The organism is Methanoregula sp. (genome assembly GCF_035543475.1).
Taxonomy (GTDB): Archaea; Halobacteriota; Methanomicrobia; order Methanomicrobiales; family Methanospirillaceae; genus Methanoregula.
In genome coordinates this window covers 1-24741 of sequence record NZ_DATKKA010000028.1, presented here as the reverse complement: position 1 = coordinate 24741, position 24741 = coordinate 1, and the positions used below count along the sequence as shown (strand labels likewise).

Sequence of the window (24741 nt, the reverse complement as noted above, 5' to 3'; positions counted from 1 at the left end):
TCGTTTATATTTCGTGTGATTTTATTTTTCCCTCCGTTTTAACGAATGTTGTTTTCCTGTCCCAGTGCCCGCCGCAAGCTTCATCACCCGGACCGCAGATTCCCTCATCATCCGATCCGGTCGGACCGTATGCCGTGTGCTGTCATCACCGGGCCGGTCTTCGATCTCCACGACTGCCCGGGTCATCCCGAATCCGCTGGGCGCCTCCATGCTCTCCTAGCAGCCCTGCCGGCCGGGACGCCCCTGGTAAAACCGGTTCCGGCAGCAGAGGCTGACCTCGCCCGGGTCCACGAGCCCGGCTATCTCGCGTGGCTGCACCGGCTCTCCCCCATGCCGGTGGAAGGGCTGCTGCCCAGCGTGACGGTTGCCCGGAACATGGCGGGATTTATCGATACTGATACCTATTTTACCCCGTGGTCGTACGGTGCTGCCCTGTACGCGGCCGGTGCTGCATGCCAGGCTGCCGGGATGGCCCATGAGGGAAAGAGTGCCTTTGCGCTTGTCCGCCCGCCCGGCCACCACGCCCTGCCGGCCTGGGCGATGGGCTTTTGCCTCATCAACAACGCGGCGGTCGCTGCGGCGCACATGCTTGGCACTACGGACCGGATCGCGATTGTTGACTGGGATATCCACCACGGCAACGGGACACAGGAAACCTTCAAGAAAAGCGAGCGGGTGCTGTACTGCTCGGTCCACGCGGAGGGCCTCTTCCCCCGTTCCGGTGCGGCCACCGAGACCGGGTCCGGTCCCGGTGCGGGCTGCACGGTGAACGCGCCGCTCCTCCACGGGTGTACGATCGGCGATTATGCCCATGTCTTTACGGATCTCTTCATCCCGGCGATTGAATGTTTTAACCCGGACCTCCTCATTGTCTCTGCCGGGCAGGACTCGCTCGCGGATGACCCGCTGAGCGTGATGGACCTCCACCCCGACGATTACGGACTCCTTACCGGCCTGTTGATCGATGCAACCGGCCTTCCGCCGGCATTTGTCCTTGAAGGCGGTTACGGCCGGTCGCACCCGGCTGCCGTGAACGCGATCCTCCGGGCCGCAGAAGGGGAACGAATGACCCATACGGTTCCGCCGCCACGGGATGCAACCCGGGCCCGGGTACGGCTGTTCCGGAAGATCCACGGGATCGGGTGAGAGTTTCTTTAGATTGTCGGAGGTTTTTCTGCACCGTTGAAGAGCGATAGCCCATGCCTTGAGTAACTATTCGGGAACATAACAGGACAAATTACCGGATGCGTGAGAGAGGCTTCCAATATGATTTTCCCACCCCTTTCGGGGATCGCTCGGGCGCCTCATCGGGCCCTCGCTCGCGAATGCGTGTCCGGGCGTCTTCTCACTGTTCAGAACCGCTCACTGATTTCGATGTAGTGTGAGGATCCCGGTACGTGCGTAGTGCAAAATCCAACGAGGCGTTTTCCCGTGTCGGGTATTATTTCGTTTTAGTGGCCCGGAAAATATTTGCGAGACGTAATTCCCCTCTTCCTCTCCAGATACCCGCCGCGGGGGCGTCCCATCGGGGGCGACGGGAGGAATTGCACCGATAAAATAAGAGCGGATCTTCCTTTGATCTGAAGAATTTTCCAGGAATGGATGCTAAAAAAAGACGTTCCCCAAAAAGGGGAGATTATTTCTTCGCGACAGGGTTGAACACGTTCTCGTAGATCATGTCGCTGCCGGTGTTGGACAGACGGGCACGCTCTTCGCGCTCCTCGACAAACGCCATGAGCGGGAGTTCCATGGAGACGCCGGGCACGTGGCCGAACATCTTCTCGAGCTCGACCTGCTGGGCGTGCATGAAGAGAGCGTTGGGGATCTCGGCAGGACAGAGTTCCTGGCACTGGCCGCAGTTCACGCAGGAGTCTGCAATGTGGGCGAACCGGATGAGGTGGAACATGAAGCTTGGCGGTACCTCGCCGGGCTTGATATAGACCGGGTTCTTGGTGGTGCAGTCAACGCAGTAGCAGATCGGGCAGGCGGAGATGCACGAGTAGCACTTGATGCAGCGCGAGGTCTCGGCCATGATCTTCTTTAAGCGGTCCTTGCCGCTGCCCAGGCCTTCGAAGTCGTGCTTGCGCCACTTCTCGCCGAGCTTGAGCATTGCGCCCTCGACTTTGCCGCGGATCTCAAGACCCTTGGGGTTGGCGCCCTCGGTTGCGAGGATGCCCTTCTTTACGGCGCTGTCAACAAGGTGTGCGCCTTTATCGCTGCACACCTCGACAAAGGTTGCCTTTCCGGCGCGGGGTCCGATGACACCCCAGTTACCGCAGGCGAGGTCTGCCTGGCGGGGGACCTTCATCTTGCAGCGGCGGCAGTTGGACCGGCGTCCGTAGCCGTGCTCTTCGAGTTCATCGACGGTGATACCCTTGTGGCCACCTTCGTACTCGATGATGAACTGACCCTTGTCGATCTCTTCCTTGTGGACGGTGTCCGGGTCGACCTGGTACTTGTCGGCAATCATCCTGCGGGCAAGGACCGGGCTGACCGACCCACCGCAGTTGACACCGATCATGAAGATGTTGTCCAGGTTGATCTGCTTGCGCTTGGCCAGTTCATAGAACGCCATTGCGTCGCAGCCCTTGACGGTGACACCGATCTTCATGGTCTCAGCGCCGCCTAAGTACTTCTTGATGAGCTTGGGCAGGAGGAGCGTACCGCAGTGGAGCGAACCAGCCGTGTTTGCGAGCTGTGCCGGGTCGGTCACGAGTGTCGGCTTTGCATCGTAGAGGTCCTTACCCTTGGAGATGACCAGCACTGCATCAATGGTCTTGGTCTCGAGCGCGTGTTTCCACAAGGAGGTGACCGCGCCACCGAGCTCGGCCTTCTTCTGGATCTCTGCGTCGTTGGTCCACGCGTAGAGCATATCGCCTTTCTTTGTCATGGTTAGTTCCCTCCTGCGATCTCGATCTTCACAGCCGTGATGCCCGCCGGGACGGCCATGGCGACCACACCTTTCTTGATGTCTTTGGTGACATCGGCAACGAGTTCAATCGTGCCAACCTTGCAGGTGACCTTGACGGCAGAGCCGTTCGGGATGCCCAGTTCCTTTGCATCGTCGGCATTGATCTGGACTTTGGGGAAGGGCCACTCGCGCACAATGGATGCGGAGTTGGTGGAGAGAGTTCCCATGGGCCAGACTGCGGCAACCGCGAGCGGATATTCCCCGCCGGCGGCCTCGACGGCCTTGTACTCGACTGCAGCAAAGGCTGCCTTGCCGTCCTTGGTGGCGAACTTGTCCGCGTAGAGGACTGCGGTGCCGAACTTTCCGCCGGCTGCCGGCCACTGGACTGCCTCGGGCTTTTCGAGTGCCGCGTAGGTGATGCCTGCATAGGCGGGGACTGCCTTTGCGACCTCGTTAAAGATCGCTTCTGCGTCCTTGAACGCAAACTCCTTCTCGTGTCCCATGGCCTTGGCGAGCTCGCAGACGATCTGCCAGTCTGCCTTTGCGCTACCGACCGGCTCGATGGCCTTGCGGATCCGCTGGACGCGGCGCTCGGCGTTGGTGACGGTGCCGTCGCGCTCTGCAAAGGAGGCAGAGGGCAGGACAACGTTTGCCTTGGCGGCGGTCTCGGTCAGGAAGAGGTCCTGGACCACGAGGAAGTCGAGCTTGCCGAGTGCATCGGCAACATGCGGGCCTGCGGAAGCAATGTTCTCGCCGACCACGTAGAGGGCCTTGATCTTGCCGGCTGCTGCCGCATCGATCATGGCCGGGACGGTAAGGCCGCCCTCGCCGGGGACTGCGCCGACATCGGCTGCGCCCTGTGCATTGGACTTGCCGCGGAGGAGGTTGACACCTGCGCCGGCCTTGCCGACATTGCCGGTAACCAGCTGGAGGTTTGCAAGGGCCCGGATCAGGTCGCCGGCGCCTGCACCTGCAGAGGTAACGACCGCTGCGGGCTGGGCTGCGGCAAAGATCTCGGCAGCCTTCGCGACTGTTGCGGCATCAATGCCGGCTGCCTTTGCGACCACATCGGGGGTGCAGGAGGCGGCGGCTGCCTTGGCCTTCTCGAAGTCTTTCGTGTGCTTTGCAATGTAGTCCTTGTTCTCCTTTCCGGCCTTGACGATCGCGGTGATGATACCGTTGACGAGCGCAACGCCGCTGCCCGGGTTGCAGGCAATGTGGAGGTCGGCGATCTTCGCGGTTGCCGTTTTACGGGCATCGGCGACAATGATCTTGGCACCGTTCTGCTGGGCCATGATGATCCGGCGGCCGGCGAGCGGGTTCTCCTCGAGCGGGTTGCTGCCCACGACAAGGATCGCCTTTGCATCAGAAAGGTCGGCAAGCGAGTTTGTGGTCGCGCCGTTACCGAAGGCATCGGCGAGGCCCTTGACCGCATCGGCATTGCAGCGGCGGCCGCAGTAGTCGATGTTTGCGGTCTTGAGCACGTTTGCTGCGAAGTTCTTTAAGACAAAGGAGTCCTCGTTGCTGTTCCGTGCGGATGCAACCACGCCAATCGCGTCGCCTTTGGCGGACTTGAACGCGTTAGCGATCTCCTTGTACGCGTCTTCCCAGCTGGCCTCTTCGAACTTGTCTCCCTTCTTAATGAGAGGAGTGACAAGCCGTGCGGGGCTGTTGACGAACTCGTAGGACTTGTTCCCGCGGATACAGACCTTACCCTCGTTGACCGGGTTCCGGTGCCACGGGGAGATCCCCACGAACTTGCCGTCAGCAACGACAAGGTTGACACCGCACCCGTTGCCACAGTAGGGGCAGGTGCTTGGTACGTACTTGAAATCCATGTTCTAACCTCGAACACACAGGGTCTGTGTCCAATATATTTAAGCGTGATCAAATCTGAGGAAAAAGTGATGATTATTAGTGGGTTGTCGGCAGGAAATCCGGCCCGGAACTGCAGTGCCCGGAATGCCGGGACCGGCCCGGGGGGTGCAGCTCCATGATGGCCCCCCGGGTCCCACCCATGCTCTCCACGATTGTCCAGGCCGGCCTTTTGGCCGTGGACGGCGTCTCCTTTGGCGATTGTGCCGCCTGCCCGGACTGCGGGGGGCCGGTCTCGGGATATGATACCAGGAAAAAGATCTTTTGTATCATCCGGGAGAACGAACGGGAACGCACGCTGCACGTGAACGTGAAGCGGTTCTCCTGCAAACACTGCGGAAGTATCGTAAACGCGGACGAGCCGTTCTACCCGGGCACCCGGATCGGGTCGCCGGTTGTTGACCTCTGCCTCACCCTCGCGACCATGATGACGGTCAACCGGACGGCCGCATGGCTGGACGCACTGGATATCATCGTGGACCGGACCAGCTGCCGGAAGTTCACGAAAGTATTTCCCGGTCCCGTCCCTGCAACCCCGCTTTTCGGGACACGCATTCCGCTCTCAGTGATCTCGCTCTCCACTCTCGCCGCCGGGGCAGGGGGCGAGCGGGGTGCCGTCAGCGGGGCAGAAATTCTCGCTGCCTGCGGTTTCCCATCCGCACACCGGGCAGCGCTTTTTAGGCCCCTGCGAAAAGAACGGGACGAGCGGGACCCAGAGGAAGAAAAAGAAGAACGGCAGGTGCAGGATCCATAAGAGCCCGGTCAGGCCAAGCGAGCCCGCGAGCAGGACAAGGCTTAGCTTCCAGGGTTCCGTGACGCCACCTCGCGGACCGCGTACGCCGGGAGCGCATCCGCCACCGGCCCAAGCACGCCATTGAGGTCGGTCCCGACCAGTTCCCGGGCAAAGAGAGCAGCACCCAGGCCTGCCACGATCACCGGGGATGCGCCGCTCTCCTCCTTAACCCGGCGCACGGTGTTGCAGACAATCTCCTTTTGCCGGTCCCAGAATGCCTGCGCAATCTGCAGGGCGCCGTCCTCCCCGATCTCCGCGAGGTCGGCGCAGACCACCCGGGCGAGCCGGCGTAAGGACGCGGCCCGTGTCTTCTCTTTTTTGTCCGGCGTGTCGCAGGTATACTCTGCCGGGGTGATATGGCCGAGCACCAGGTGGGCATCGGCGCTCGCAGCAAAGTATTCCGTGCTGACCGGGGTCCTGATCCCGTCAAGTATTACGGAGGAAAGAAGGGTTGCAACCGGGGTCCGGAGCATGCCGGTGTATACGAGGTATCCCTTCCGGAGCCGTGCAAGGTCCGTGAGACCCCGCAGCGCGGGGAAACACGCGAGCGGGATGATGTCGGCGGTGGTGCTCCCGATGTCGAGGAGCACCGCGTCCGGGTACTTCTCCCGCAGGTAGTCCGCGGCCGCAAGCCAGTTTGCCGCAGCAAGGACCGGGAGCGCACCGTCATGGAAGGCAGCATCGGTCCCATAGAACCGTGCGCAGGGAAAAACCTCCCGGACCGCATGGACAATGAACGTAATCCCTTGCAGTTTATTGTCAAAACAGTCAGCGAGCTCGCCGCTCATCACCACCGCGGCAGGCTCGTTTCCTGTGCCCGCGTACGGTCGCAGGAGGTCGGCAATCGGGGCGCCGGTCCAGAGGGGGCAGTAGTGGATGTGGACACCGCGCCCGTCAGCGACTTTCAGGTTTGCCCCGCCCACATCGATACCGATCATAGTCTTGTTACCTTTCCCGCCCGGTCGAACCGCACATGGCCGGACAGGTGGACTTCTTTTGGCACCGAACCCCGCGATGCGGCAACCAGCAGGTTGGCGATCTCCTCTTCCATGCAGGCAGCAATCCCGACAATGCTTGTCGTGATCCGCGGGTTTACGTCCACTACGCAGACCTGGTCGCCGACCACGACATCCACCCCGCAATACCCCTGGCAGCCGAGCACGGTCGCAGCCTTGATCGCGGTATCGCGGATCTCCTGTTCGCGTGGCGGGTGTACCGGCGTCTCGCCGCCGCCATACGTGAATCTGCCATCGGGGTCGAGGGTCACGTCCTGTTTGTTGACCGAGAGGACGAGCGGTGCATTGCCGGAGAAATACAGGCAGGCTTCGCCCACCACCCGGCTTAAGAGAAGGCTCACCGAGTAGTGTTCGCCTTCGATATATGCCTCGGCAAACTCGCCCGGGCCAGGTGCATCCGTGGTGAGCCTGACGCCATGGGAATCACAGCCATTGATCGGTTTAACCACGCGCCGGCCGGAAGGGGCAGGGGCAGGGACCGGGATCCCATGGCCCCGGAGGACCCTGCCGGTTGCCACCTTGCTTGCGCAGAGTGCGGCATTCATGCTCCCGCAGCCAAGGTTGTGCGAGTACTGTTCGATCGGGAGGGTGAGCTTTGCAAGCATGTGGTCGGGGGCGATCACAAGTCCTATGTCGCATTCAGGGGCAAGGCGCACGATCTCGGCAGAGAAATCCCCCGGACCCGGCTGGACAACGTCGTACCCGCACCGGGCAAAACTTCCGGCAAGGACATCGAGCATTGCGGCTCCCTCAGGAGCAAGGGCGGGGTCGCAGGCAGTGGCATACTCAGCAAGCAGGACCTTCATCGCAGGTACTATTGCACCTGCAGGCAATTACCCTATCCGTCCCGTGCCGGCAGGCATGGCTGCATGCGGATCGGTGAAGTTAATTGACCGGTGGGTGCTAAGGAGTAGTACATCCTATGAAACCCGCGATCCTGCTTACCAACGATGACGGCGTGAACTCCCTGGGTATCTGGGCGGCCTACGATGCGCTCGCCCCGATCGCGGACGTGACGGTGGTGGCGCCGGCAACCCAGCAGAGCGCGGTGGGCCGATCGATCTCGATCTTCGAGCCCATCCGGGCCAACCGGATAAAGATCAACGGCATTCCCGCATGGGCGGTCGGCGGCAAGCCCACCGACGCAGCGATCATCGGGCTGTACTCCCTCAGGCTGGCACCAGCGCTCGTGGTGAGCGGGATCAACATCGGCGAGAATCTTTCGTACGAGTCGATCATGACCTCGGGCACGGTCGGTGCGGCGCTTGAGGCCTCCAACCAGGGCACAAAAGGGATCGCCTTCTCGCTCCAGGTAGAGGACCAGGGGGACAAGTTTGACGATCCCGGCCAGTCAGCGCAGAGTTTTGAGACGGCAAAGAAAGTCGTGCGCGATGTGGTGGAACGCGTGCTGGCATCGGGATTTCCCCCGGCAGCCGACGTGATCAACGTCAATATCCCGTCGGAGATCCGCGGTGGTTACGAGGTCACGCACCTTGCCCGCAAGCTCTTCCACACGGGCGTGGAAAAACGGCTTGACCCCCGGGGGCGGCCGTACTTCTGGATCAACGGCCCGCTCATCGAGGACGCGGAGGAGGGCACGGACGTGCACGCGGTCCGGAAAGGCAATGTCTCGATCACGCCCATCACGCTTGACTGCACGGCGCACGCGGCAAGAGAAGAGACAAAGAAGATTTTTTTGAAATAAACTGTAGAACGGTCCCAACGGAAAATCGCATATCTTTTTACAAATACATCCGGTATGCGGCTGTGCTGACATCTCTTCTCTCATCCCTGTTTTTTATTGCCGTGGAATAGCGATACCTCCCGCCGCCCCCGAAGGGGCGCCCCCGCGGCGGGCCAGTGACTAAAAATTTGCATTCCAAAAAAAAAAAATTACGAACACCAGAAGAATCGGATTAAGGGGGAAAACGGCCCCTGCCCAACTGTGCCCCGTGAGGGGCCCTGAGGCGGGGAGACATCGCAATATATTTTGAGGCAACGACCCTTTCCGAAAATTCGCACCAAGGGACATCATCAGGAAGACAGTACGCCTCTCCCTTCACCAGTTTTAATTATACCGGCACCGAATCCTATCATCACTATGGCTGGCACAGCAGATGCAGTCGCCGCCGCAAAAAGGGCGGCAGGATACCAGGCAGCGGAGATTGTGGAGGACGGCATGGTGATCGGCCTTGGCACCGGCTCCACGGTCTTCTACGCCATCGAGAGCCTCTCGGGCCGGATCCGGGAAGGCCTCTCGATTGCGGGCGTCCCCACCTCCTACCAGACCGCGATGAGGGCGCGGGAGTACGGCATCCCTTTAACCACGCTGGACGACAACCCGGTGCTTGATCTCGCCATTGATGGCGCAGACCAGGTGGACCCCCGGTTCCGGATGATCAAGGGACGCGGTGCGGCGCTCACCCGGGAGAAGTGTGTTGCATCCGCGGCATTCCGGTTCGTGGTCGTTGTAGACGAAGCAAAGATGGTTAAAAAGCTTGGCGGTATCGTCCCGGTCGAGACTCTCCCGTTTGCCACGAAAACCGCAATTGCTCAGCTGCGGGGCCTGGGGTGCCGGCCGTTTATCCGCGAAGGGGTTAAAAAAGACGGCCCGGTCATCACGGACAATGGCAACTTCATCGTGGACTGCCACTTTGAGGAGATTGCCGACGCGGCCGGCCTCGAAGCGGAGATGGCGGTCATTCCCGGTGTGATCGAAAGCGGCCTCTTTACCCGGTTTACGGGAAATACAACGATAATTGTGGGGAATGAAAAAAAGTGTTCGGTCCTTACATCACCGGATGTAGTCCCGTAATTTCTGTATCATTGCGAGCTGGTTGGTCGCTTCCTTCTTCTTCTCTTTCTCGATACTGTCCATGATATCGGTGATGGGCTTTGCAAGCTCGTAGATCTTGACCGGGCGGCCCTTGCTCTCGGCCTTGCTCTCGCGGCTGTTGATCCAGCCCTGGTCCATCAGGTACCGCATGGCAATGCTCACTTCGGGCTGGCGGAGATCGGTGCCACGCTCAATGGCACGGGAGGTAGCCTCGGGGATGTTTGCGAGAAACACCAGCACCTTCGCGACATTCTTCTTGGTACCGATCTCTATGAGAAGGTTGGCAAATTCTTCTTCCTTCTCGGTAAAATACATCACATTTTCGGTTCTCATGCACACAACTCCATGGTTTTCTTTATTCTGTACCCCAATTTATCTTGCCAAAGATATATATTAGCTCGGATTGGCGAACAATTAACATAAATATTATATATTGGACACTTTTTTCGGCGTCAAATATTGACACATAGTCTAAAAAAAGATTTTCATTCAAACCCGTAGTATTTATGTCCCGCGCAAGGCAGAACCGGGCTCTTACATCAGGCCGAGGCTGCGCAGGTCGGAGAGGATCTTGACGACGGCCTTCTTTGCGTCCTCGGGTTCCTTGCCCCCGGTGATGATTAGCTTACCCGAGCCAAAGAGCAGGACCACGACCTTGGGGTTTTCGAGCCGGTACACCAGGCCCGGGAACTGCTCGGGTTCGTACTCGATCCTGTCCAGGTTGAAGCCTACCGCGATCTTGTTGAGGTTGATCGCGGTCGCAAGATCGGCCGAGGTCACGATGTTCTGGATCTTGTAGGTAAGCTTCTTCGGGATATCGATGTCCAGGCTGCGGAGCTGGTTGCCTAGGATCGTCAGCCCCTTGGAGAGGCTGTCCACGCTCTTTGCCCCGGTCAGGACCACCTTGCCCGAGCCAAAGACAAGGGCAGCGATCTTGGGGTTCTGCATCCGCAGGACAACGCCGGGGAACCGTTTCTTGTTGTATTCTGCATCCTTGATCTTGGAGGCGAGCGCCGGTAAATCGAGGTAGTCGGTCACTTTTGCAGATGCAACGATATTTTCTATCTTCAGTGAGTCCTCTGGATTTGCCTTCATGGTATCATCACCTGAGTCTTGGGATCCGAATAGGTTGGAGGACGAGGAGATCGCGTGACGGTCATCCCCGTATATATAAAGCATATAAAGAAAGGGGAGCGCGGTATAAAAAGGCATCGGGTTAACGGGGAAGGATAAAAACAAAAAAAAGGGGTGATGGTCCGGTCTTATTCGTCGAGCGTGGAGATGTCGCCCGGGTCCATGCCCATCTCCTTTGCCTTGAGCACCCGGCGGACGATCTTTCCGCTCCGGGTCTTGGGCAGGGAATCAGTAAACTCGATCTCGGAGGGCATGGCAATGGGACCAAGCGTGATCCGCACGTGGTAGATCAGCTCGTTTTTCAGCTTATCGCTCGGGGTATGGCCCACGCGGAGGGTGACAAAGGCCTTGATGGTGTTCCCCTTTAAGGGATCGGGTTTCCCGATCACGGCCGCTTCCGCCACTGCCTTGTGGGAGACGAGTGCACTCTCTACTTCGGCCGTGCCGATGTTGTGGCCCGAGACGATGATGAGGTCGTCAGACCTCCCGATCACCATGATGTACCCGTCGGGATCCTTGATCGCAAGGTCGCCCACCTGGTAGCAGCCGGGGATCGTCTCCCAGTACTTGCGGTACCGCTCATCATTGTTCCAGATCGTGCGCATCATGGAGGGCCAGGGTTGGCGCATCACCAAAAATCCGCTCTTGCCCGGCTCGACCGGTTTCCCGTCCTTGTCCACCACGTCTGCCACTACGCCGGGAACGGATTTGCCCACGTAGCCCGGCCGCATGGGTTCGCCCAGCACCGTTGTCACCATGTGCATGCCGGTCTCGGTCTGCCACCAGGTATCCACGATGGGGCACCGGTCCTTCCCGATTACATGATAGAACCATTCGAAAGCCTCGGGGTTGAGCGGTTCCCCGACCGACCCGAGCACACGCAGCGAGCCGAGGTTGTACTTGTTCGGCCATTCCTCGCCAAGTTTCATGAACATCCTGATCGCGGTCGGTGCAGTATAGAGAATGTTGACCCCGTACTCCTCGATGATCTTCCACCAGGTCCCCGGGTCCGGGTAGTCCGGGGTGTTCTCGGCAATAAGGACGGTCGCGCCCACTGAGAGCGGCCCGTACACCACGTAGGAGTGGCCGGTGATCCAGCCGGGGTCGGCGGTACACCAGTACACGTCGTGCTCCTTGATGTCGAAGATGTACTTGGTCGTATAATAGGCGCCCACCATGTAGCCCCCGCAGGTATGGACAATGCCCTTGGGCGCGCCGGTAGTGCCGCTGGTGTACAGGATAAAGAGCGGGTCTTCCGCATCCATGACCTCGGCCGGGCAATCGGAGCCGACATCCGCCATGAGTTCGTAGAAGTCAACCTCCATCTCGCTGTGGAGTTCGACCGGGGTGCGCTGCTCCCGGCGCAGGATAATGATCTTCTCAACGGCGGGGGCGTTGATGACTGCCTCCTCGATCACGTGCTTAAGCGGGATTGCCTTGCCCCGTCGGATCGCCATATCGGCCGTGATCACGATCTTGGCGCCGGCACCCACGATCCGCTGGTTGAGCGCCGCTGCCCCATAGCCCCCGAAGACCACGGAATGGATCGCCCCGATCCGGGTGCAGGCGAGCATGGCGATCACCTGCTCGGGGATGACCGGCATGTAGATACAGACCCGGTCGCCTTTGGTGACGCCCAGTTTCTTTAAGCCGTTGGCAAATCTCTGGACCTCGCGGTACAGCTGCCGGTAGGTAAAGACCCGTTCCTCCTCGGTGTGTTCGCCTTTCCAGATCAGTGCCACCTTGTTGCGCCGGTCGCCCAGCACGTGCCGGTCAAGGCAGTTGTAGGTGATGTTGGTCTTGCCGTTGACAAACCACTTCGCGTACGGGTAGTTCCACTCGCAGACCTTATCATAGGGGGAAAACCAGTGGAGTTTCTGGGCAATGTGATCCCAGAACTTGTCCGGGTCCTTAACAAACTCGTTGTATGCCCAGGTATAATCACCCATCCAGCTGTGCACGCGGTAGGAGGGGTCCGGTGTATAGTATTTGATGGCGGTGCCGGTGGTCTCTGCGCTCTTGTCCATTGTATTCCTCTAAATTACATTATCAATAATGATGAATTAATGTTATTCTTTTGGTCCGAATGGAAAAAATCGCCCGTAAAGCCGTCCGTTTACCTTATCTCGCGCATTGCTTACAATTCAGCACATTTAAATGAGGCATCGCCAAATTTCTAATCAGATCATACAGCAGGGTATGCGCCGCGTCCGTTATCAGGACCTTTTGCCTGCATGCCCGACGACAAACCGGGGACCCGGACCTCCTGACGCGAGGGTTCCCAGACCATGATTCGAGGTGAAGATTGTGACCCAGAAGATGCTCTCTGAAGCAGAAGGATACGACATTTTGCGGAAATACGACATTCCCGTTCCGGAGTACCAGATCGTCAAGAACGGCGAGGACGCGGCTATTGCTGCCGAGAAGATGGGATGCCCGGTGGTGATGAAGATCATCTCGCCGCAGATCGTCCACAAGAGCGATGCAGGCGGTGTGATGGTCGGTATCGGGAGCAGGAAGGCCGCTCTTGGCGCCTTTACAAAAATTATCGACAACGCCAAGTCCTACAATACCGAGGCGCAGATCGAAGGGGTCATGGTCGAACAGCAGGCAGAGCCCGGCCTCGAGCTGATCATCGGCGGGCGGACGGACCCTGCATTCGGCAAGGTGATCACGTTTGGTATGGGCGGGACGATGGTCGAGCTCATGAAGGACGTGACCCTGCGTATCCTGCCGGTCACCGATGACGAGATCCGGCAGATGGTCCGGGAGATCAACGCGTACCCGCTCATTGCCGGTTACCGCGGTGCAAAGCCCCGTGACGAGGAGGGCCTGGTAAAGATCATCGGCAATGTCTGCCGGTTCTTCCTGGAGAACGAGAATATCGTGGAGTTCGATGTCAACCCCCTCCGGTTGTACGAGTCGGGTGCCTGTGCGGTAGATGCCCGCGTGATCGTGAGCGATTCCGTCCACAAGGTGGAGGCACCGGAACGCGTCCCGGTCCCGATCGAGTACTTCACCCCGCGGTCGATCGCGGTGATTGGCGCATCCCAGGACTCCTCCAAGATGGGATACGCGGTCATGCATAACCTCCTGCACTTCCCCGGTCAGCTCTACCCGGTCAACAACAAGCGTGCAGAGATCCAGGGACTCAAGGCCTACCCCACCATCACGGCCATCCAGGCGCCGGTCGATATGGCAGTCATCACCGTCCCGGCCATCCACGTCCCCGCAGTAATCGAGGAATGCGGGGCAAAGGGTGTATCCCTTGCGGTCATCATTACGGCCGGGTTCAAGGAGATGGGGCCCGATGGCAAGGCACTCGAAGAACGTGTTGTGGCCATAGCAAAAGGCCATGGCATGCGGATCATCGGTCCAAACTGCCTGGGTCTTATCGTACCGCCGCGGGGCATCGACACCACGTATGTCCACCAGTCGCCCAAGCCCGGTAACATCGCGTTCATCTCCCAGAGCGGTGCCATCATCAACACGGTCGTTGACTGGAGCCTGGCAAAGAACATTGGTTTCTCCAACGTCATCTCGGTCGGTAACCAGTGCGACCTCGATTTCCTCGACTATCTCAGGTACGTGGAAAAAGATCCCAAGACAAAAGCCATCATCATGTACATCGAGCAGATCACGGACGGTAAGGCCTTCATGGAGGTCGTCTCCGAGGTGGCCAAGTCCAAGCCGGTCATTGCCATCAAGTCAGGCTCCTCAAAGAAGGGCCAGGCCGCTTCTGCCTCCCACACCGGGTCGCTCTCCGGTTCGTACGAGGTGTACATGGAAGCGTTCAGGAAATCCGGCGTCATCGCCGTCCACACCCTGACTGGTGCATTCCTTGCCGCACAAGTGCTCGCCCACCCCAAGCGCTACCCCAAGGGGAAGCGTGCGGTGGTCATCACCAACGCCGGCGGCTTTGCCGTGCTCTCCTCGGACTACGCGGAGCGGTACGGTATCGAGCTCATCGACCTCCCGGCGGATGTCCTTGAAGAGCTCAACGATTTCCTTCCCGAGTTCTGGAACAAGGGCAACCCGATTGACCTGCTGGGCGATGCGACCGAGAAGCGTTTCGAGAAGACCTTCGAGGTGCTCGCAAAGCACGGCGATCTCTGGGACATGGCCTTTGTGATCGGCTTCCCCAACCTCGTGCTCACCTCGGAACAGATGGCAAAACAGATCCTCAAATTCTCGGAACGGACCGAGAACCGGCTGATCGCCACCCTCCTTGGCGGCGATTCGATGAACGTGGGCCGCGAGATGCTCAAGGAACACGGCATCCCCAGTTTCGACGAGCTGGACTTCACCTACCGTGTCATGGGCCGCGTGCTCTGGCAGATGTTCCGTGTCAAGGCGCCGGGCCTCCTCTGATCACCATCTTTTTACCGGCCGCTTTCATCCTGTGTCTCATGACACGTGTCCGGGTTCTTTGCATGACCGGATTCTCCAGAGTCCTCTGATTTCATCATAAAAAAGAATTTTATACTTGATATCATTATGTATAAACGAGTATGATTGCACCGCTGAAGGTATTTTTTCTCGAAGATGACCAGCAGATGGCCGAGCTCCTGGACTTACGGCTGAAACAGATGGGATACCATGTCTGCGGCAAAGCGAACAATGTTGAAGCCGCGGTGAGCTCCATTCAGGAATGCAAGCCCGACATCGCCCTGATCGATATAGAGCTCCAGGGACAGAACGACGGGCTTGCCATCGGAGACTACCTGCTCAACAATACCGATATCCCGTTCGTGTACATGACCGGTCATGATGAGGCCAAGATCCTCGAGATGGCACGCAGGACCGTGCCGGACGGGTACCTCCTCAAGCCGTTTGATGACCGTCAGCTCCGGGTCGCGGTCGAGATGGCCATGCGACGGGGCTGATTTGCTTTACTTTTTTGCCCGCGACCGTTAGACAACAGGGTCCCCCGTTTGTGTACGATAAGGGACTCCCGCTTTATACTGAGTAAAGGGGTCCCTGATCCTGCTGAGGTTTGGCAGATGAGACCGCGATGTGGACGGAGCAAGTGGTATGAGAACTGCATGTGCCCTGCCGTTCCCTTGTTTTCTCATGAGCTGTTGATCGATGTATTCTGATGAACAGTTCTCTATCAGGAGCTTGAACCGGTGAAGAATAAAGGGAAAAATGCAATTCTCCAAAAATTCCCGGAGTGAAAAATCCAAAAAAAATCTGGTAATTATTTTTTATTTAATCGTATTGGCGCCAGGTATGGCCGCATTCGGTGCACCGGAAGAACCTGACCTCGCTCTCATCAGCGGCCCGGAGCTGACGGAGCCACCAGAAAGCGAGGTTGTTCTCGCACTTGGGGCACTTGATCTGGATCGTAGGCATTGTTTTTACTTTGTCGTCCTCGTCGTCAACGATGGTGATCTCGTTTTCCGTGCGCTCCTTCTTGCGGGTCATATGTTCGGTGGACTCGATCTTCCTGATATACCCACACTTGCGGCATTTAAGCTGGCCGGCAGATGAGATTAACATCGTTTTACATTCCGGGCAAAACATCGGATAACAGTATAGGTCATGCTACAAGATTAAGGTGAGTATCCCGGCCGGTTCAGCACGGCGGTGACTTAAAACCCGCCGCGATTTAGGGGGATGATGTGACCCCGCCCTCCTGAAAACCGGGATGTCAAGGGAGAATCCTTTTTTTGATGAGAAGGCTAAGAGAAATACGATGATCGAGTATCTTGTCCTGATCTCCTGCCTGGGATTTCTGGCATCCCTGATACCCGGTCGCCACCGGAAATATGCCGCGATCATCGGCTGGGTCTTTATCGTTGCTTTCCTCTTTGCCGACCTGCCCGAGTACTTCTCCGAGAATAACTTTCTCTACCCTGTCATGGCAATCCTCTCGGTCCCGTTCCTGCTCATCACCATACGGTACCTGCTCGAGGAGAATACCGCAGTCCTCCACCTCTCCCGTGCGGCAGCGGTAGCATTCCTGATCTATGCACCGTTCACCTACATTCCCGAGGCCGGCAACTGGCTGATCTCGGCGGTGGTAGGCGAGGTTGTCTGGCTGCTCCAGGTCTTCAACTACCCGGTTAACCTCGATGCCTGGAACATCATTGCCCGGAACAGCTTCCGGGTGGAGATCATCCTCGCCTGCACCGGTATCCAGAGCATCGCGATCATGCTGGGTGTTGCCGCCGCAGTCCCGACCACGCTCCGGCAGAAGATCCTGGCGTTTCTCCTGGTTGGCCCAACTATCTATATCCTCAACCTCTTCCGGAACGTCTTTGTGATCATGGCCTACACCGGCCAGTGGTTCCCGTACTGGTCCGACATCGCGGGAAACGGCGAGTACGGGTACGAGAGTTTCTTCTGGGCCCATAACGTGATCGCGGAGATGCTTGCCCTCGTGGCCCTGATCCTGATCGCGTACGGCCTCTTCGTCCTCATCCCCCAGCTCGGAAACTTTGCTGATGAACTGTACCAGCTCTATTACGGGGAGATTGTCCATGACCTGGAACGGATCCGGGGGAAGGGCCCGCAGAAACCGGCCGCTTCACCTGCCCCGGAACCGGTACCCGTGGCAGAATCATCAGGGGATACTGAACCCCCGCAGACCTAGCGGGCGGAATTTCATCTCTTTTTTTCCGGCACATGGCCCAATCGCCGGCTGTTATGGGGACACGCGTAACCTCTCTTCTTGCCCACGCAGTCCCGTGAAAAGATACCTCCGGTTGCCCGGGAATTGTGGAATGTTCACTCACGAAAAAAGAAGATTCCGAACTTCCTGTATCAGGACAGGGTCCGGTACAGGTAGAGGATCCGCTGGATGGCCGAGAGGTTGGTGCAGACCGCGATCAGGATAATCGAGATCCAGATAAAGCCGGTAACGCCCCCGAGGATCAGCACAAGGAAAGTCTCGGGCCGGCCAAAGAACCCTACACCTTCGAGGGGATCGTCGATCTTGCCCTCCACTTTCTCCCGGTACCCGATCTCCGCGTATACCACCGGCTTGATGAATGTGTTCATCAGCGAACCGGTGATCGCAAGGCCGACAAGGGCAAGGTCTGCGGTCTGCGAGACCGGCAGGATCCCGCTCACGATCGCAATGCCGGAGAGCCCGACGCCGAGGATCACCAGTGCGTCCACGTACTTGTCAACGATCCAGTCAAAGACCGCACCAAAGTTCGTGTGGGAGTTGGTCTGCCGGGCAATGCTGCCGTCAATGAGATCGAAGAGCGCAGAGAGGAGCAGGAGCAGGCTCCCTACGAGAAACCAGCGCTCCATGAAGAGCACGGCCGCAGCGATCCCGGCAACAAGGGCCAGAAACGAACACTGGTTGGGCGTAACGCCGCACCGGACAAAGAGACCGGCAACCGGCTCCAGGTACTGCTTGAACCTGGGCCGGAGGGCGGTAATATTCATATCTTCATCATACGTCTGCGAACCATTAAAAGTTACGGGATGATCAGGATAAACAAAGTGCCTCAGCATCCTATCGGTAATGACTGGCCTCAGGCGTCACCATATTATTTACATAACGCGTATAACAGAACAAGAGAGTTGATTGGAATGGCAGCAGCACCGGCCCGCCCTCATGTGTTGATGATGTCCGAGATCACCGCTGACGGCAAGCTCACCCTGAAAAAGGGTGCCTCCAGCAAGATCCTCATGAAGTACATGGCTCACGAGACAGAAATTTTGCTCCACGAGACCCGGGCTGCCTACGATGCGATCATGGTCGGTGCAAACACGATCCGGATCGATAACTCCTTTTTGACCGTCCGGCTCGTCCCCGGCAAGAGCCCGCTGCGGGTAATCCCCTGCAGCATGGCCGACATTCCCCTGGATGCAAACGTGCTCGGCCCCGATGCCCCCAGCCTTATCGCGGTCTCGGAGCGGGCCCCGAAGGACCGGGTCGAGGCGATCCGGGCAAAGGGCGTGAACGTGGCCGTTGCCGGAAAAGACCATGTCGAGCTCCCCCTCCTCATGCAGATCCTGCATGACAAGTACGGGGTAAAGAAGCTGATGATCGAGGGCGGCCCTACCCTCAACTGGCACATGCTCCACGAGAAGCTCGTGGACGAGATCCGGCTCATCCACCTCCCGTTCATTGTCGGGGGATCGGACACCCCCTCCCTCGTGGGCGGCATGCATATCAACACCGAGGACGAGATGATCCGGTTAAACCTCAAGAAATACTACCTGTGCGGCAGCAACCTTGTCTCCGAGTTTGACGTGCTGTACCCGTAAGGACGAGTTTACCCTATGGATATTCCTTCCATCTACCCTGCAATGATTACACCGGGCCAAGGTCCCCGGTCCACCCTGAAATGGCTGTTGATCATCATCGGCGTCCTCTTCCTGGTGATCTGCATCTTTTCGGTCGTGTTCGTTATCTCGGAGACCCAGCACCCCGGAGTAAAGGTCATCCGGATGGAGGGCACGCTTGCGACAGGGGATTTTACCAGCGATGACAGTGTCGGCAGCGAGTACGTGGGTAACCAGCTCCGCGCTGCGGCCGACGATCCCACGGTCGATGCCATTGTGCTCCGGGTGGACAGCCCGGGAGGATCGCCGGCAGCAGCCGAGGAGATCATCAGCGATCTCAATTACGCAAAAAGCAAGAAACCGGTGGTCGTTTCCATGGGTGATATGGCCACCTCCGCCGCTTATTACGTGAGCGCTCACGCCAACCTGATCTATGCGGATCCCGACACGCTGACCGGTGCGGTCGGTGTCATCTGGACCTTCTCCGATATCAGCGGCTGGATGAACCAGGAAGGCTACAATGTCACAGTTGTCAAGTCCGGGGCATTCAAGGATATGGGGTCGACCTCGCGGGCGCTCTCTCCTGCCGAAGAGGCCTATGCCCAGCAGATCGTCAACGAGAGCTTCGAGCGGTTCATTGACGACGTGACCACCCAGCGGATGATCTCCCGCTCGGATATTGCGGATGGCCGGGTGATCCGGGGGGCCGACGCATTGAAGATCAACCTTGTCGACCGGCTCGGCAACCTCAACGATGCAATTGACGGGGCGCAGGCCTTGGCGGATGCACGAAAATAAACAACCGGCTCTCCCGGTCTCCTTTTTTGTTACTTCCGGAATAAACGGCCCGGGGCAAACCGTATTTTTAATGGTCCGTGAAAAAAAATCCCCGAGACTGACGGCGTAATAGGGGGAACGGTATCCCTCCCGGGATATTCAGACCATCCGGACCGGGTCGGCCTTCATGTATTCCCGGCAGACTGTGGTAGCATAATGGCCCGGGGGCAATGTAAATTTCAGGCGCACGCCGGTGTCCTGTACTGCGGCTTCGATCGCCGTGTGCAGCGCGATCGGGCGCCATGCCCCGTCGAACTTTGTCTGCACGAACTCCGATGCCCGGCGGAAATGGTCCGCCGTGATCCCAAGATCGGCCAGCATCGCCCGCGTGGACTCGTCACCGGCCTGGGCGCCCGTGTCGTCCCGGCCGGGCATAAAGAGCCCGATCGAGCACCGGCCCCGGGAAAGGTGGATCGAGACCGCCGCACGGCTGGCAGCGGTTGCCGTATCAGTGCGCCCGTTTGCAAAGATGAGCCGGTCGCCCGGTACTGCCTCGGCGAGAGCGTGGCCCGTAGCAAGCCGGTGCGAGAGAGCGCAGTTGAAGAGGTACGACTGGAACGCGGAGACAAACATGGAGAGGAGCTTGGGGGGCAGCTGCCGGAGTGCCCCGGAATAATCTCCGGGGTGCGCCTGGAGGTGCGACAGCATGGAGCGCTCAAAGGACATCGGAACCGGGAGTTCGCGGAGGGCAAGTGCCGGGTCCCGGGTCTCCCAGTAGAGTGTCCTCGCCCTCCGTGCCTCCTCTCTTTCGAGCGGGAAGGCCTGGCCCACGTAGGAGGCCACTGCCTGCTCGTACTCGCCGCGGAGGATCAGTTCGCCGATCCGGTGTGTCAGCGGGCGGATCACCCCGAAGCGCTGGAGCCCGAAGTAGTTGGGAAGGGCAACGGCCGCAGCATCGGTGACCGCTGACACCTGGCTCGCGGGATCGGTCGTGTCCACGTCACGGATGAGGATATCGAACCGGTTGCCGGCAAGATCGCCCAGAGAGAGCTGCTCGTTTGCCTCGCCGATCACCTCAAGGGTGATATCTTTTATATGGAGCGCGGCGACCTGCTCGGGGGTGATCTTGTAGAGAGAGAGCAGTTGCGTTGTCCGGGCGTTCCGGTCCTTGGTCCCGCCCCATCCGATCCGCCGGTGGCTGATATTGAGCCGTTTTGCGATCTCCTTTACCGCGTGCTGGAGCTCCCAGTTGGTCTTGGTGAGCCGGCAGATCAGGTACGGGCCGGAGGAGCCGCCTTTTTTGTCCAGCGGGATCTCTTCGACAATAAAATCATCCGGCACCGTACGCAGCGTCCCGCCGATCCCGGCCGTATCGGTGGCATAGAACTGCATCCCGAGCTCGCGTTCGAGCGGATACGGACTCTCTCTCATAACAATGACAGTGACCCGGTGATCTTGTCGAGGTCTTCGGTCTTTGCCGGCCCAAGCCCGAGCGCGGTGATCGTGCCGGGCGGGATCTCGGTCATGCCGGCGTCCTGGATAAGCGAGGTGGAGATACCGGCGCGTTCGGCGATCACCTTGATCTCATAGAGCGCCCGTTCGGAGTCTGCCCGAAGCACCACCTTCTTCTGCCCTTCTGCCTGCCAGGCCTTGCGCATGGTTTTATCGGCACTCTCGAATGCCCCGATAGAGGCATGCGCTGCCTGTGCGCATTTCTTGCCGCAGCTCATCTTGATGTCGTTTCGCACAATAAGGCACTGCTTGTACCTGAATTCGGGCTCCGGTACCATCTGCACTATTCTTTGCAGGTTCAGGCGATATAGGTATGGAAAGGTAAACGTTCCATAACGTGTCAGGGGTTTTCGCTTTTCTGATGCCAGGACTCCCCATAAAATACGCCCGTAAAACCGTCCGATTACCCTGCCCGAAAATCCGGGCTCATATATCTTATTATTTGCCAAAATACGCCAGAATTGAGCCTCATATAATGCCCTTTAACGGCTCATGGACGTGTTTTTAGCGGCATCTTTTTCCCGGATAATGCGAAAACCTGTCCGGCCCCAAAATCGGCCTGCAAAATGCCTTTATGAGAGCGTTATTTTTTGTCCGTTTGCCAAAATAAGGCTTATTTGGGCTTTGTTTTAAATCGGAGCCCGTTACGGGCTCCGATGGGGTCCAAAACAGGCCTATCCGGGCCCAGATCGAGCCCGGTTGGGAGGTGGTCTTCAGGGGGTGTTTACTTTCTCCCCTCCCGCCCGAAATATCATCATGCGGGAGAGCAAACATGAGGAATGAAACTGTCATGACTCCTCTCCGCCCCGATCGGATTATCCGCTCCCATCGCCGGACGGTCTCCCTTGAGATCACGCCCGATGCAGGGCTCGTGGTGCGTGCCCCGCTCCGGGCACCGGAGACCTGGATCCAGGAGATCATTGAAGAGAAACGGACCTGGATTGAAAAAAAGGTGGCCGAGATGAAAAGCCGGCCCGATCCCGGGACTCGGTCCTTTGCTGCCGGCGAACAGTTTCTCTTTCTGGGAAAACCGTTCGCTCTTGCCGTGCTCGCGGGAAGCGATGCCGGGATCACGCTCGCGGACCGGCTCTATATCGGGGAGTTGCAGTTACCGGAATGCAAAAAACTGCTCCAGGCATGGTACACCCGGAAAGCGGCGGAGATCCTCCCGGTCCGGGTTGCCGGGGTCGCTGCTATCCTCGATTATGTACCAAAAAAGATCCGGATCACGGATGCCCGGCGGCGCTGGGCCTCGTGCAGCAGCACCGGTACTCTCTCGTTCTCGTGGCGCCTGGTTCTTGCCCCGCCCGAGGTGATCGACTACGTGGTCGTCCACGAACTGGTCCACCTGCGCCAGCCGGACCACTCGGACCGGTTCTGGGCAAAAGTGGAAAAAGCGATGCCGGATTACCGGGAGCACCGGGAGTGGCTCCGCACAAACGAGAGGATGCTCACGCTCTGACCGCAGGCATGGTGGATCCGGGTTTTTCCCTGCATCCTGGCACGTCACCTCAATATACTTTATGGGGGCAATGATAATTCAGGGAAGGTTCTGATGGCGCACGTGCTGGTATCTCCGCTGAACTGGGGCCTGGGTCACGCCACGCGCGACATCCCCGTGATCCGGACCCTGCGTGATCATGGCCATGAAGTTACCGTTGCCGCCTGTGGCAATGCCCTTGCGGTGCTCCGGCAGGAGTTCCCGGATGCACCCTTTATCGAGTACCCGGATTACCCGGTCCCCTTCAGCGCCGGGCACCTGTTTGTCCCGAAGTTCTGCGCATCCATGCCGTTTATGCTGGCGGCAGTGGCCCGCGAGCACGCAACCCTTGAATCGATTCTCGCAAAAGAGCACTTTGACCTGGTCATCAGCGACAACCGGCTGGGTGTCTTCTCCTCCCACGTACCCTCGATCTTCATCTCCCACCAGCTGCACTACCACCTCCCGCTCCTGTACTGGCCGGCAGAACTGCTCGCCATCCCGGCAAACATGTTCCTCCACGACCAGTATGCCCGGATCATCGTTCCTGACAATCCCCCGGGGCCGCTCTCTCTTGCCGGCAAGCTCTCCCGGCCGCAGACAGACGTGGCCCGCGAGCGCGCCTATTTCTCGGGGATCCTTTCCGGTACCCGACAACTCGCCTGCCGGCAGGACCTCGAGTACCTCATCATCATCTCCGGGCCCGAACCCCAGCGGACCATCCTCGAGAAGATCGTCCTTTCAAGGATCGGCGAACTCGAAGGTCCCGGTGTCGTGCTGCTTGGCAGCCCGCAGGCAAAACCTGCCCCGGTCCGGCACGGGAACTGGACCTGCGTCCCCTATGTTCCGACCGAGGTAAAAACCGAGCTGATGAACCGGGCAAAGTGCGTGATCTGCCGCTCGGGGTACACCACCCTGATGGAACTTGCTGAACTGGGAAAGACCCGGGCCCTCCTCATACCGACACCGGGCCAGACCGAACAGGAGTATCTATCGTGGTATTACCGTGAAAAGGACTGGTTCTACTCGGAAGAGCAGGACAAGCTGGACCTCGTGGAGGACGTGGCAGAGACAAAACACTATGCGGGGTTCCCTGCCATGCCCCGGACCGCGGAAAACACAAAAAGGCTGTACGAAGATCTGCTGGCGGGGTATCTTGAATGAGGTATATCCATGGATGAACTGCTGGTCCCCGGGACCATTGCCCTGATCGTCTTCTACGCCGGCATCGTGGTCGTCGCGTACGGGATCATCCGGGTCCTGCTCTGGATCGCGTCGGCGTTCCTGAGCGGCAACTACCTGCTCTTTTCCGTAATTCTGGCCGGCATCGTATGTGCGGTCATTGCCTACATCATAGTGGGCCTGTGGCTGCGCCGGATCGAGATCATCTGATTGAAGTACCTGGCATTTGCGGGAGCGCTACGAAAAAAGCGTATTTCAGGGAAGGACTCCCTGTCTGCCCTTATCCGGCTTTTTGCAGGTTTACCCGCTCGAGCGCGAGTGCGGTCTGGTTGGCAAATGCAGCCAGGATACGGGCCTGCTCATAGGCGATCACGCCGTTTGGCTCGGTCGGCCGGACTGCCAGGATCCCAAGGGCCCCCCGCGAGCTCTGGAGGGGGATGTACCGGAGTTTTGAACCGTGCAGGGTGTCGGTGTCATAACCGGCAATGGTTCCGTGCTGGAACGCCCAGGTCGCGACTGCGATATCGTCCCCGTCTATTGCAAGGCCCGGGCTCCCGGCATGGGCCGCAAGGTGGCCGTTTTCCGGGAGGAAAAAGACGCTCTCCCACTGGAAGATCTCCCTGATGTGCTGGCCCACGGCCTTCATGATCGCTTCTGCGTCCATGGCTACCGCGAGGTCCTGCGAGAGTCCATAGAGCGTGCTGGTCTCCTTCTCCCGGCTCTGTGCAGCATCGGCATGCCGGCGGGCACGGGTCACGAGCATACTGATGACCGTTCCTACAATGATCATCCCGAGGAACGTGACCAGGTACTGGGTGTCGGAGATCCGGAATGTCAGGTACGGGGGCACGAAAAAGAAGTCAAACGCGATGACACCGACCACTGAAGTGAAAATTGCGGGCTTAAGGCCCCGCTTGAATGCGATCACCACGACGGCAAGGAGATAAAACATCAGCTGGTTGACCGGGGAAATGAGGG

24 protein-coding genes are annotated in these 24741 nt (G+C 58.8%); 12 read left to right on the top strand and 12 right to left on the bottom strand.

Translation table 11 applies throughout. The features are described 5' to 3' along the window. Positions 1-129 precede the first annotated feature (129 nt). Positions 130-1146 (top strand): histone deacetylase, encoded by a 1017-nt coding sequence (locus VMS83_RS09950; protein ID WP_325412347.1) that lies wholly within the window; start codon positions 130-132, stop codon positions 1144-1146. 490 nt (positions 1147-1636) lie between these two features. Here the strand turns inward: VMS83_RS09950 and VMS83_RS09945 are convergent, their stop codons facing one another. Continuing rightward, entirely contained in the window at positions 1637-2890 is a 1254-nt protein-coding gene (locus VMS83_RS09945; RefSeq protein WP_325412345.1) for a Coenzyme F420 hydrogenase/dehydrogenase, beta subunit C-terminal domain, read from the bottom strand. Between the two features lie 2 nt (positions 2891-2892). Next, positions 2893-4749: a molybdopterin oxidoreductase family protein gene (locus VMS83_RS09940; protein ID WP_325412343.1), complete on the bottom strand. Its 1857-nt coding sequence runs from the start codon at positions 4747-4749 to the stop codon at positions 2893-2895. 155 nt (positions 4750-4904) lie between these two features. Here VMS83_RS09940 and VMS83_RS09935 point away from each other — a divergent pair, with 155 nt between their 5' ends. Next, positions 4905-5540: a hypothetical protein gene (locus tag VMS83_RS09935; protein WP_325412341.1), complete on the top strand. Its 636-nt coding sequence runs from the start codon at positions 4905-4907 to the stop codon at positions 5538-5540. Between the two features lie 41 nt (positions 5541-5581). On the opposite strand, the gene VMS83_RS09930 is transcribed toward VMS83_RS09935, so the two are convergent. Beyond that, positions 5582-6517, bottom strand: coding sequence for a hydantoinase/oxoprolinase family protein (locus VMS83_RS09930; RefSeq protein WP_325412340.1), 936 nt, complete (start codon positions 6515-6517; stop codon positions 5582-5584). Beyond that, positions 6514-7401: an ATP-grasp domain-containing protein gene (locus tag VMS83_RS09925; protein WP_325412338.1), complete on the bottom strand. Its 888-nt coding sequence runs from the start codon at positions 7399-7401 to the stop codon at positions 6514-6516. The genes VMS83_RS09930 and VMS83_RS09925 overlap by 4 nt, the downstream gene beginning before the upstream one ends. A 116-nt stretch (positions 7402-7517) precedes the next feature. Between VMS83_RS09925 and surE the strand changes: the two genes are divergently transcribed. Beyond that, the gene (gene surE, locus VMS83_RS09920) at positions 7518-8300 is read left to right on the top strand and encodes a 5'/3'-nucleotidase SurE (protein ID WP_325412336.1); all 783 of its coding nucleotides are present in this window, start codon (positions 7518-7520) and stop codon (positions 8298-8300) included. 396 nt (positions 8301-8696) lie between these two features. Beyond that, entirely contained in the window at positions 8697-9410 is a 714-nt protein-coding gene (gene rpiA / locus VMS83_RS09915) for a ribose-5-phosphate isomerase RpiA (protein WP_325412334.1), read from the top strand. Here the strand turns inward: rpiA and VMS83_RS09910 are convergent. From VMS83_RS09910 to acs, 3 genes are all read right to left on the bottom strand, one after another. Then, entirely contained in the window at positions 9390-9764 is a 375-nt protein-coding gene (locus VMS83_RS09910) for an ArsR family transcriptional regulator (protein WP_325412332.1), read from the bottom strand. The genes rpiA and VMS83_RS09910 overlap by 21 nt on opposite strands. Before the next feature lie 201 nt (positions 9765-9965). Beyond that, positions 9966-10526: a TATA-box-binding protein gene (locus VMS83_RS09905; RefSeq protein ID WP_325412330.1), complete on the bottom strand. Its 561-nt coding sequence runs from the start codon at positions 10524-10526 to the stop codon at positions 9966-9968. Between the two features lie 167 nt (positions 10527-10693). Next, positions 10694-12592, bottom strand: coding sequence for an acetate--CoA ligase (gene acs / locus VMS83_RS09900; RefSeq protein WP_325412328.1), 1899 nt, complete (start codon positions 12590-12592; stop codon positions 10694-10696). Between the two features lie 280 nt (positions 12593-12872). On the opposite strand from acs, the gene VMS83_RS09895 reads away from it, so the two are divergent. Together VMS83_RS09895 and VMS83_RS09890 are read left to right on the top strand one after the other, a co-directional pair. Further along, positions 12873-14936: an acetate--CoA ligase family protein gene (locus VMS83_RS09895; protein ID WP_325412374.1), complete on the top strand. Its 2064-nt coding sequence runs from the start codon at positions 12873-12875 to the stop codon at positions 14934-14936. Positions 14937-15076: 140 nt separating this feature from the next. Beyond that, the gene (locus tag VMS83_RS09890; RefSeq protein ID WP_325412326.1) at positions 15077-15451 is read left to right on the top strand and encodes a response regulator; all 375 of its coding nucleotides are present in this window, start codon (positions 15077-15079) and stop codon (positions 15449-15451) included. Positions 15452-15776: 325 nt separating this feature from the next. Here VMS83_RS09890 and VMS83_RS09885 read toward each other — a convergent pair whose 3' ends face one another. After that, positions 15777-16091, bottom strand: a complete 315-nt coding sequence (locus VMS83_RS09885) for a transcription factor S (RefSeq protein ID WP_325412324.1) — start codon at positions 16089-16091, stop codon at positions 15777-15779. A 172-nt stretch (positions 16092-16263) separates the two neighbouring features. Between VMS83_RS09885 and artA the strand changes: the two genes are divergently transcribed. Continuing rightward, positions 16264-17163, top strand: a complete 900-nt coding sequence (artA, locus tag VMS83_RS09880; protein WP_325412322.1) for an archaeosortase A — start codon at positions 16264-16266, stop codon at positions 17161-17163. 170 nt (positions 17164-17333) lie between these two features. Here the strand turns inward: artA and VMS83_RS09875 are convergent, their stop codons facing one another. Beyond that, on the bottom strand, positions 17334-17966 hold the full coding sequence (locus VMS83_RS09875; protein WP_325412320.1) for a CDP-alcohol phosphatidyltransferase family protein: 633 nt from the start codon (positions 17964-17966) through the stop codon (positions 17334-17336). 147 nt (positions 17967-18113) lie between these two features. On the opposite strand from VMS83_RS09875, the gene VMS83_RS09870 reads away from it, so the two are divergent. Further along, complete coding sequence (locus VMS83_RS09870) at positions 18114-18794, top strand: dihydrofolate reductase family protein (RefSeq protein ID WP_325412318.1); 681 nt, start codon at positions 18114-18116, stop codon at positions 18792-18794. Between the two features lie 15 nt (positions 18795-18809). Continuing rightward, positions 18810-19610 carry a signal peptide peptidase SppA gene (gene sppA, locus VMS83_RS09865; RefSeq protein WP_325412316.1) on the top strand — a complete coding sequence of 267 codons (801 nt, stop codon included), beginning with the start codon at positions 18810-18812 and terminating at the stop codon, positions 19608-19610. A 138-nt stretch (positions 19611-19748) separates the two neighbouring features. Here sppA and truD read toward each other — a convergent pair whose 3' ends face one another. Beyond that, positions 19749-21020, bottom strand: coding sequence for a tRNA pseudouridine(13) synthase TruD (gene truD / locus VMS83_RS09860; protein ID WP_325412314.1), 1272 nt, complete (start codon positions 21018-21020; stop codon positions 19749-19751). After that, complete coding sequence (pth2, locus tag VMS83_RS09855) at positions 21017-21379, bottom strand: peptidyl-tRNA hydrolase Pth2 (protein WP_325412312.1); 363 nt, start codon at positions 21377-21379, stop codon at positions 21017-21019. The genes truD and pth2 overlap by 4 nt, the downstream gene beginning before the upstream one ends. 494 nt (positions 21380-21873) lie before the next feature. Between pth2 and VMS83_RS09850 the strand changes: the two genes are divergently transcribed. The 3 genes from VMS83_RS09850 to VMS83_RS09840 all read left to right on the top strand — a co-directional run bounded on the left by VMS83_RS09850 (position 21874) and on the right by VMS83_RS09840 (position 23973). After that, positions 21874-22563 carry a SprT family zinc-dependent metalloprotease gene (locus VMS83_RS09850; protein ID WP_325412310.1) on the top strand — a complete coding sequence of 230 codons (690 nt, stop codon included), beginning with the start codon at positions 21874-21876 and terminating at the stop codon, positions 22561-22563. Between the two features lie 93 nt (positions 22564-22656). Then, positions 22657-23745, top strand: coding sequence for a glycosyltransferase (locus VMS83_RS09845; protein ID WP_325412307.1), 1089 nt, complete (start codon positions 22657-22659; stop codon positions 23743-23745). A 9-nt stretch (positions 23746-23754) separates the two neighbouring features. Next, positions 23755-23973 (top strand): hypothetical protein, encoded by a 219-nt coding sequence (locus tag VMS83_RS09840; protein ID WP_325412306.1) that lies wholly within the window; start codon positions 23755-23757, stop codon positions 23971-23973. Between the two features lie 70 nt (positions 23974-24043). Here the strand turns inward: VMS83_RS09840 and VMS83_RS09835 are convergent. Continuing rightward, on the bottom strand, positions 24044-24741 hold a 698-nt coding region (locus VMS83_RS09835), incomplete at its 5' end, for a DUF4118 domain-containing protein (protein ID WP_325412304.1).

What these genes read in the sequence shown, in the direction of transcription:
- VMS83_RS09910 (WP_325412332.1), bottom strand. Translation starts at nt 9,764, where the DNA reads ATGAGAACCGAAAATGTGATGTATTTTACCGAGAAGGAAGAAGAATTT.
- rpiA (WP_325412334.1), top strand. Translation starts at nt 8,697, where the DNA reads ATGGCTGGCACAGCAGATGCAGTCGCCGCCGCAAAAAGGGCGGCAGGA.
- artA (WP_325412322.1), top strand. Translation starts at nt 16,264, where the DNA reads ATGATCGAGTATCTTGTCCTGATCTCCTGCCTGGGATTTCTGGCATCC.
- VMS83_RS09950 (WP_325412347.1), top strand. Translation starts at nt 130, where the DNA reads ATGCCGTGTGCTGTCATCACCGGGCCGGTCTTCGATCTCCACGACTGC.
- VMS83_RS09940 (WP_325412343.1), bottom strand. Translation starts at nt 4,749, where the DNA reads ATGGATTTCAAGTACGTACCAAGCACCTGCCCCTACTGTGGCAACGGG.
- VMS83_RS09905 (WP_325412330.1), bottom strand. Translation starts at nt 10,526, where the DNA reads ATGAAGGCAAATCCAGAGGACTCACTGAAGATAGAAAATATCGTTGCA.
- pth2 (WP_325412312.1), bottom strand. Translation starts at nt 21,379, where the DNA reads ATGGTACCGGAGCCCGAATTCAGGTACAAGCAGTGCCTTATTGTGCGA.
- VMS83_RS09945 (WP_325412345.1), bottom strand. Translation starts at nt 2,890, where the DNA reads ATGACAAAGAAAGGCGATATGCTCTACGCGTGGACCAACGACGCAGAG.
- acs (WP_325412328.1), bottom strand. Translation starts at nt 12,592, where the DNA reads ATGGACAAGAGCGCAGAGACCACCGGCACCGCCATCAAATACTATACA.
- VMS83_RS09885 (WP_325412324.1), bottom strand. Translation starts at nt 16,091, where the DNA reads ATGTTTTGCCCGGAATGTAAAACGATGTTAATCTCATCTGCCGGCCAG.
- VMS83_RS09870 (WP_325412318.1), top strand. Translation starts at nt 18,114, where the DNA reads ATGGCAGCAGCACCGGCCCGCCCTCATGTGTTGATGATGTCCGAGATC.
- VMS83_RS09840 (WP_325412306.1), top strand. Translation starts at nt 23,755, where the DNA reads ATGGATGAACTGCTGGTCCCCGGGACCATTGCCCTGATCGTCTTCTAC.
- truD (WP_325412314.1), bottom strand. Translation starts at nt 21,020, where the DNA reads ATGAGAGAGAGTCCGTATCCGCTCGAACGCGAGCTCGGGATGCAGTTC.
- VMS83_RS09875 (WP_325412320.1), bottom strand. Translation starts at nt 17,966, where the DNA reads ATGAATATTACCGCCCTCCGGCCCAGGTTCAAGCAGTACCTGGAGCCG.
- sppA (WP_325412316.1), top strand. Translation starts at nt 18,810, where the DNA reads ATGGATATTCCTTCCATCTACCCTGCAATGATTACACCGGGCCAAGGT.
- VMS83_RS09935 (WP_325412341.1), top strand. Translation starts at nt 4,905, where the DNA reads ATGATGGCCCCCCGGGTCCCACCCATGCTCTCCACGATTGTCCAGGCC.
- VMS83_RS09845 (WP_325412307.1), top strand. Translation starts at nt 22,657, where the DNA reads ATGGCGCACGTGCTGGTATCTCCGCTGAACTGGGGCCTGGGTCACGCC.
- VMS83_RS09850 (WP_325412310.1), top strand. Translation starts at nt 21,874, where the DNA reads ATGAGGAATGAAACTGTCATGACTCCTCTCCGCCCCGATCGGATTATC.
- VMS83_RS09890 (WP_325412326.1), top strand. Translation starts at nt 15,077, where the DNA reads ATGATTGCACCGCTGAAGGTATTTTTTCTCGAAGATGACCAGCAGATG.
- surE (WP_325412336.1), top strand. Translation starts at nt 7,518, where the DNA reads ATGAAACCCGCGATCCTGCTTACCAACGATGACGGCGTGAACTCCCTG.
- VMS83_RS09930 (WP_325412340.1), bottom strand. Translation starts at nt 6,517, where the DNA reads ATGATCGGTATCGATGTGGGCGGGGCAAACCTGAAAGTCGCTGACGGG.
- VMS83_RS09925 (WP_325412338.1), bottom strand. Translation starts at nt 7,401, where the DNA reads ATGAAGGTCCTGCTTGCTGAGTATGCCACTGCCTGCGACCCCGCCCTT.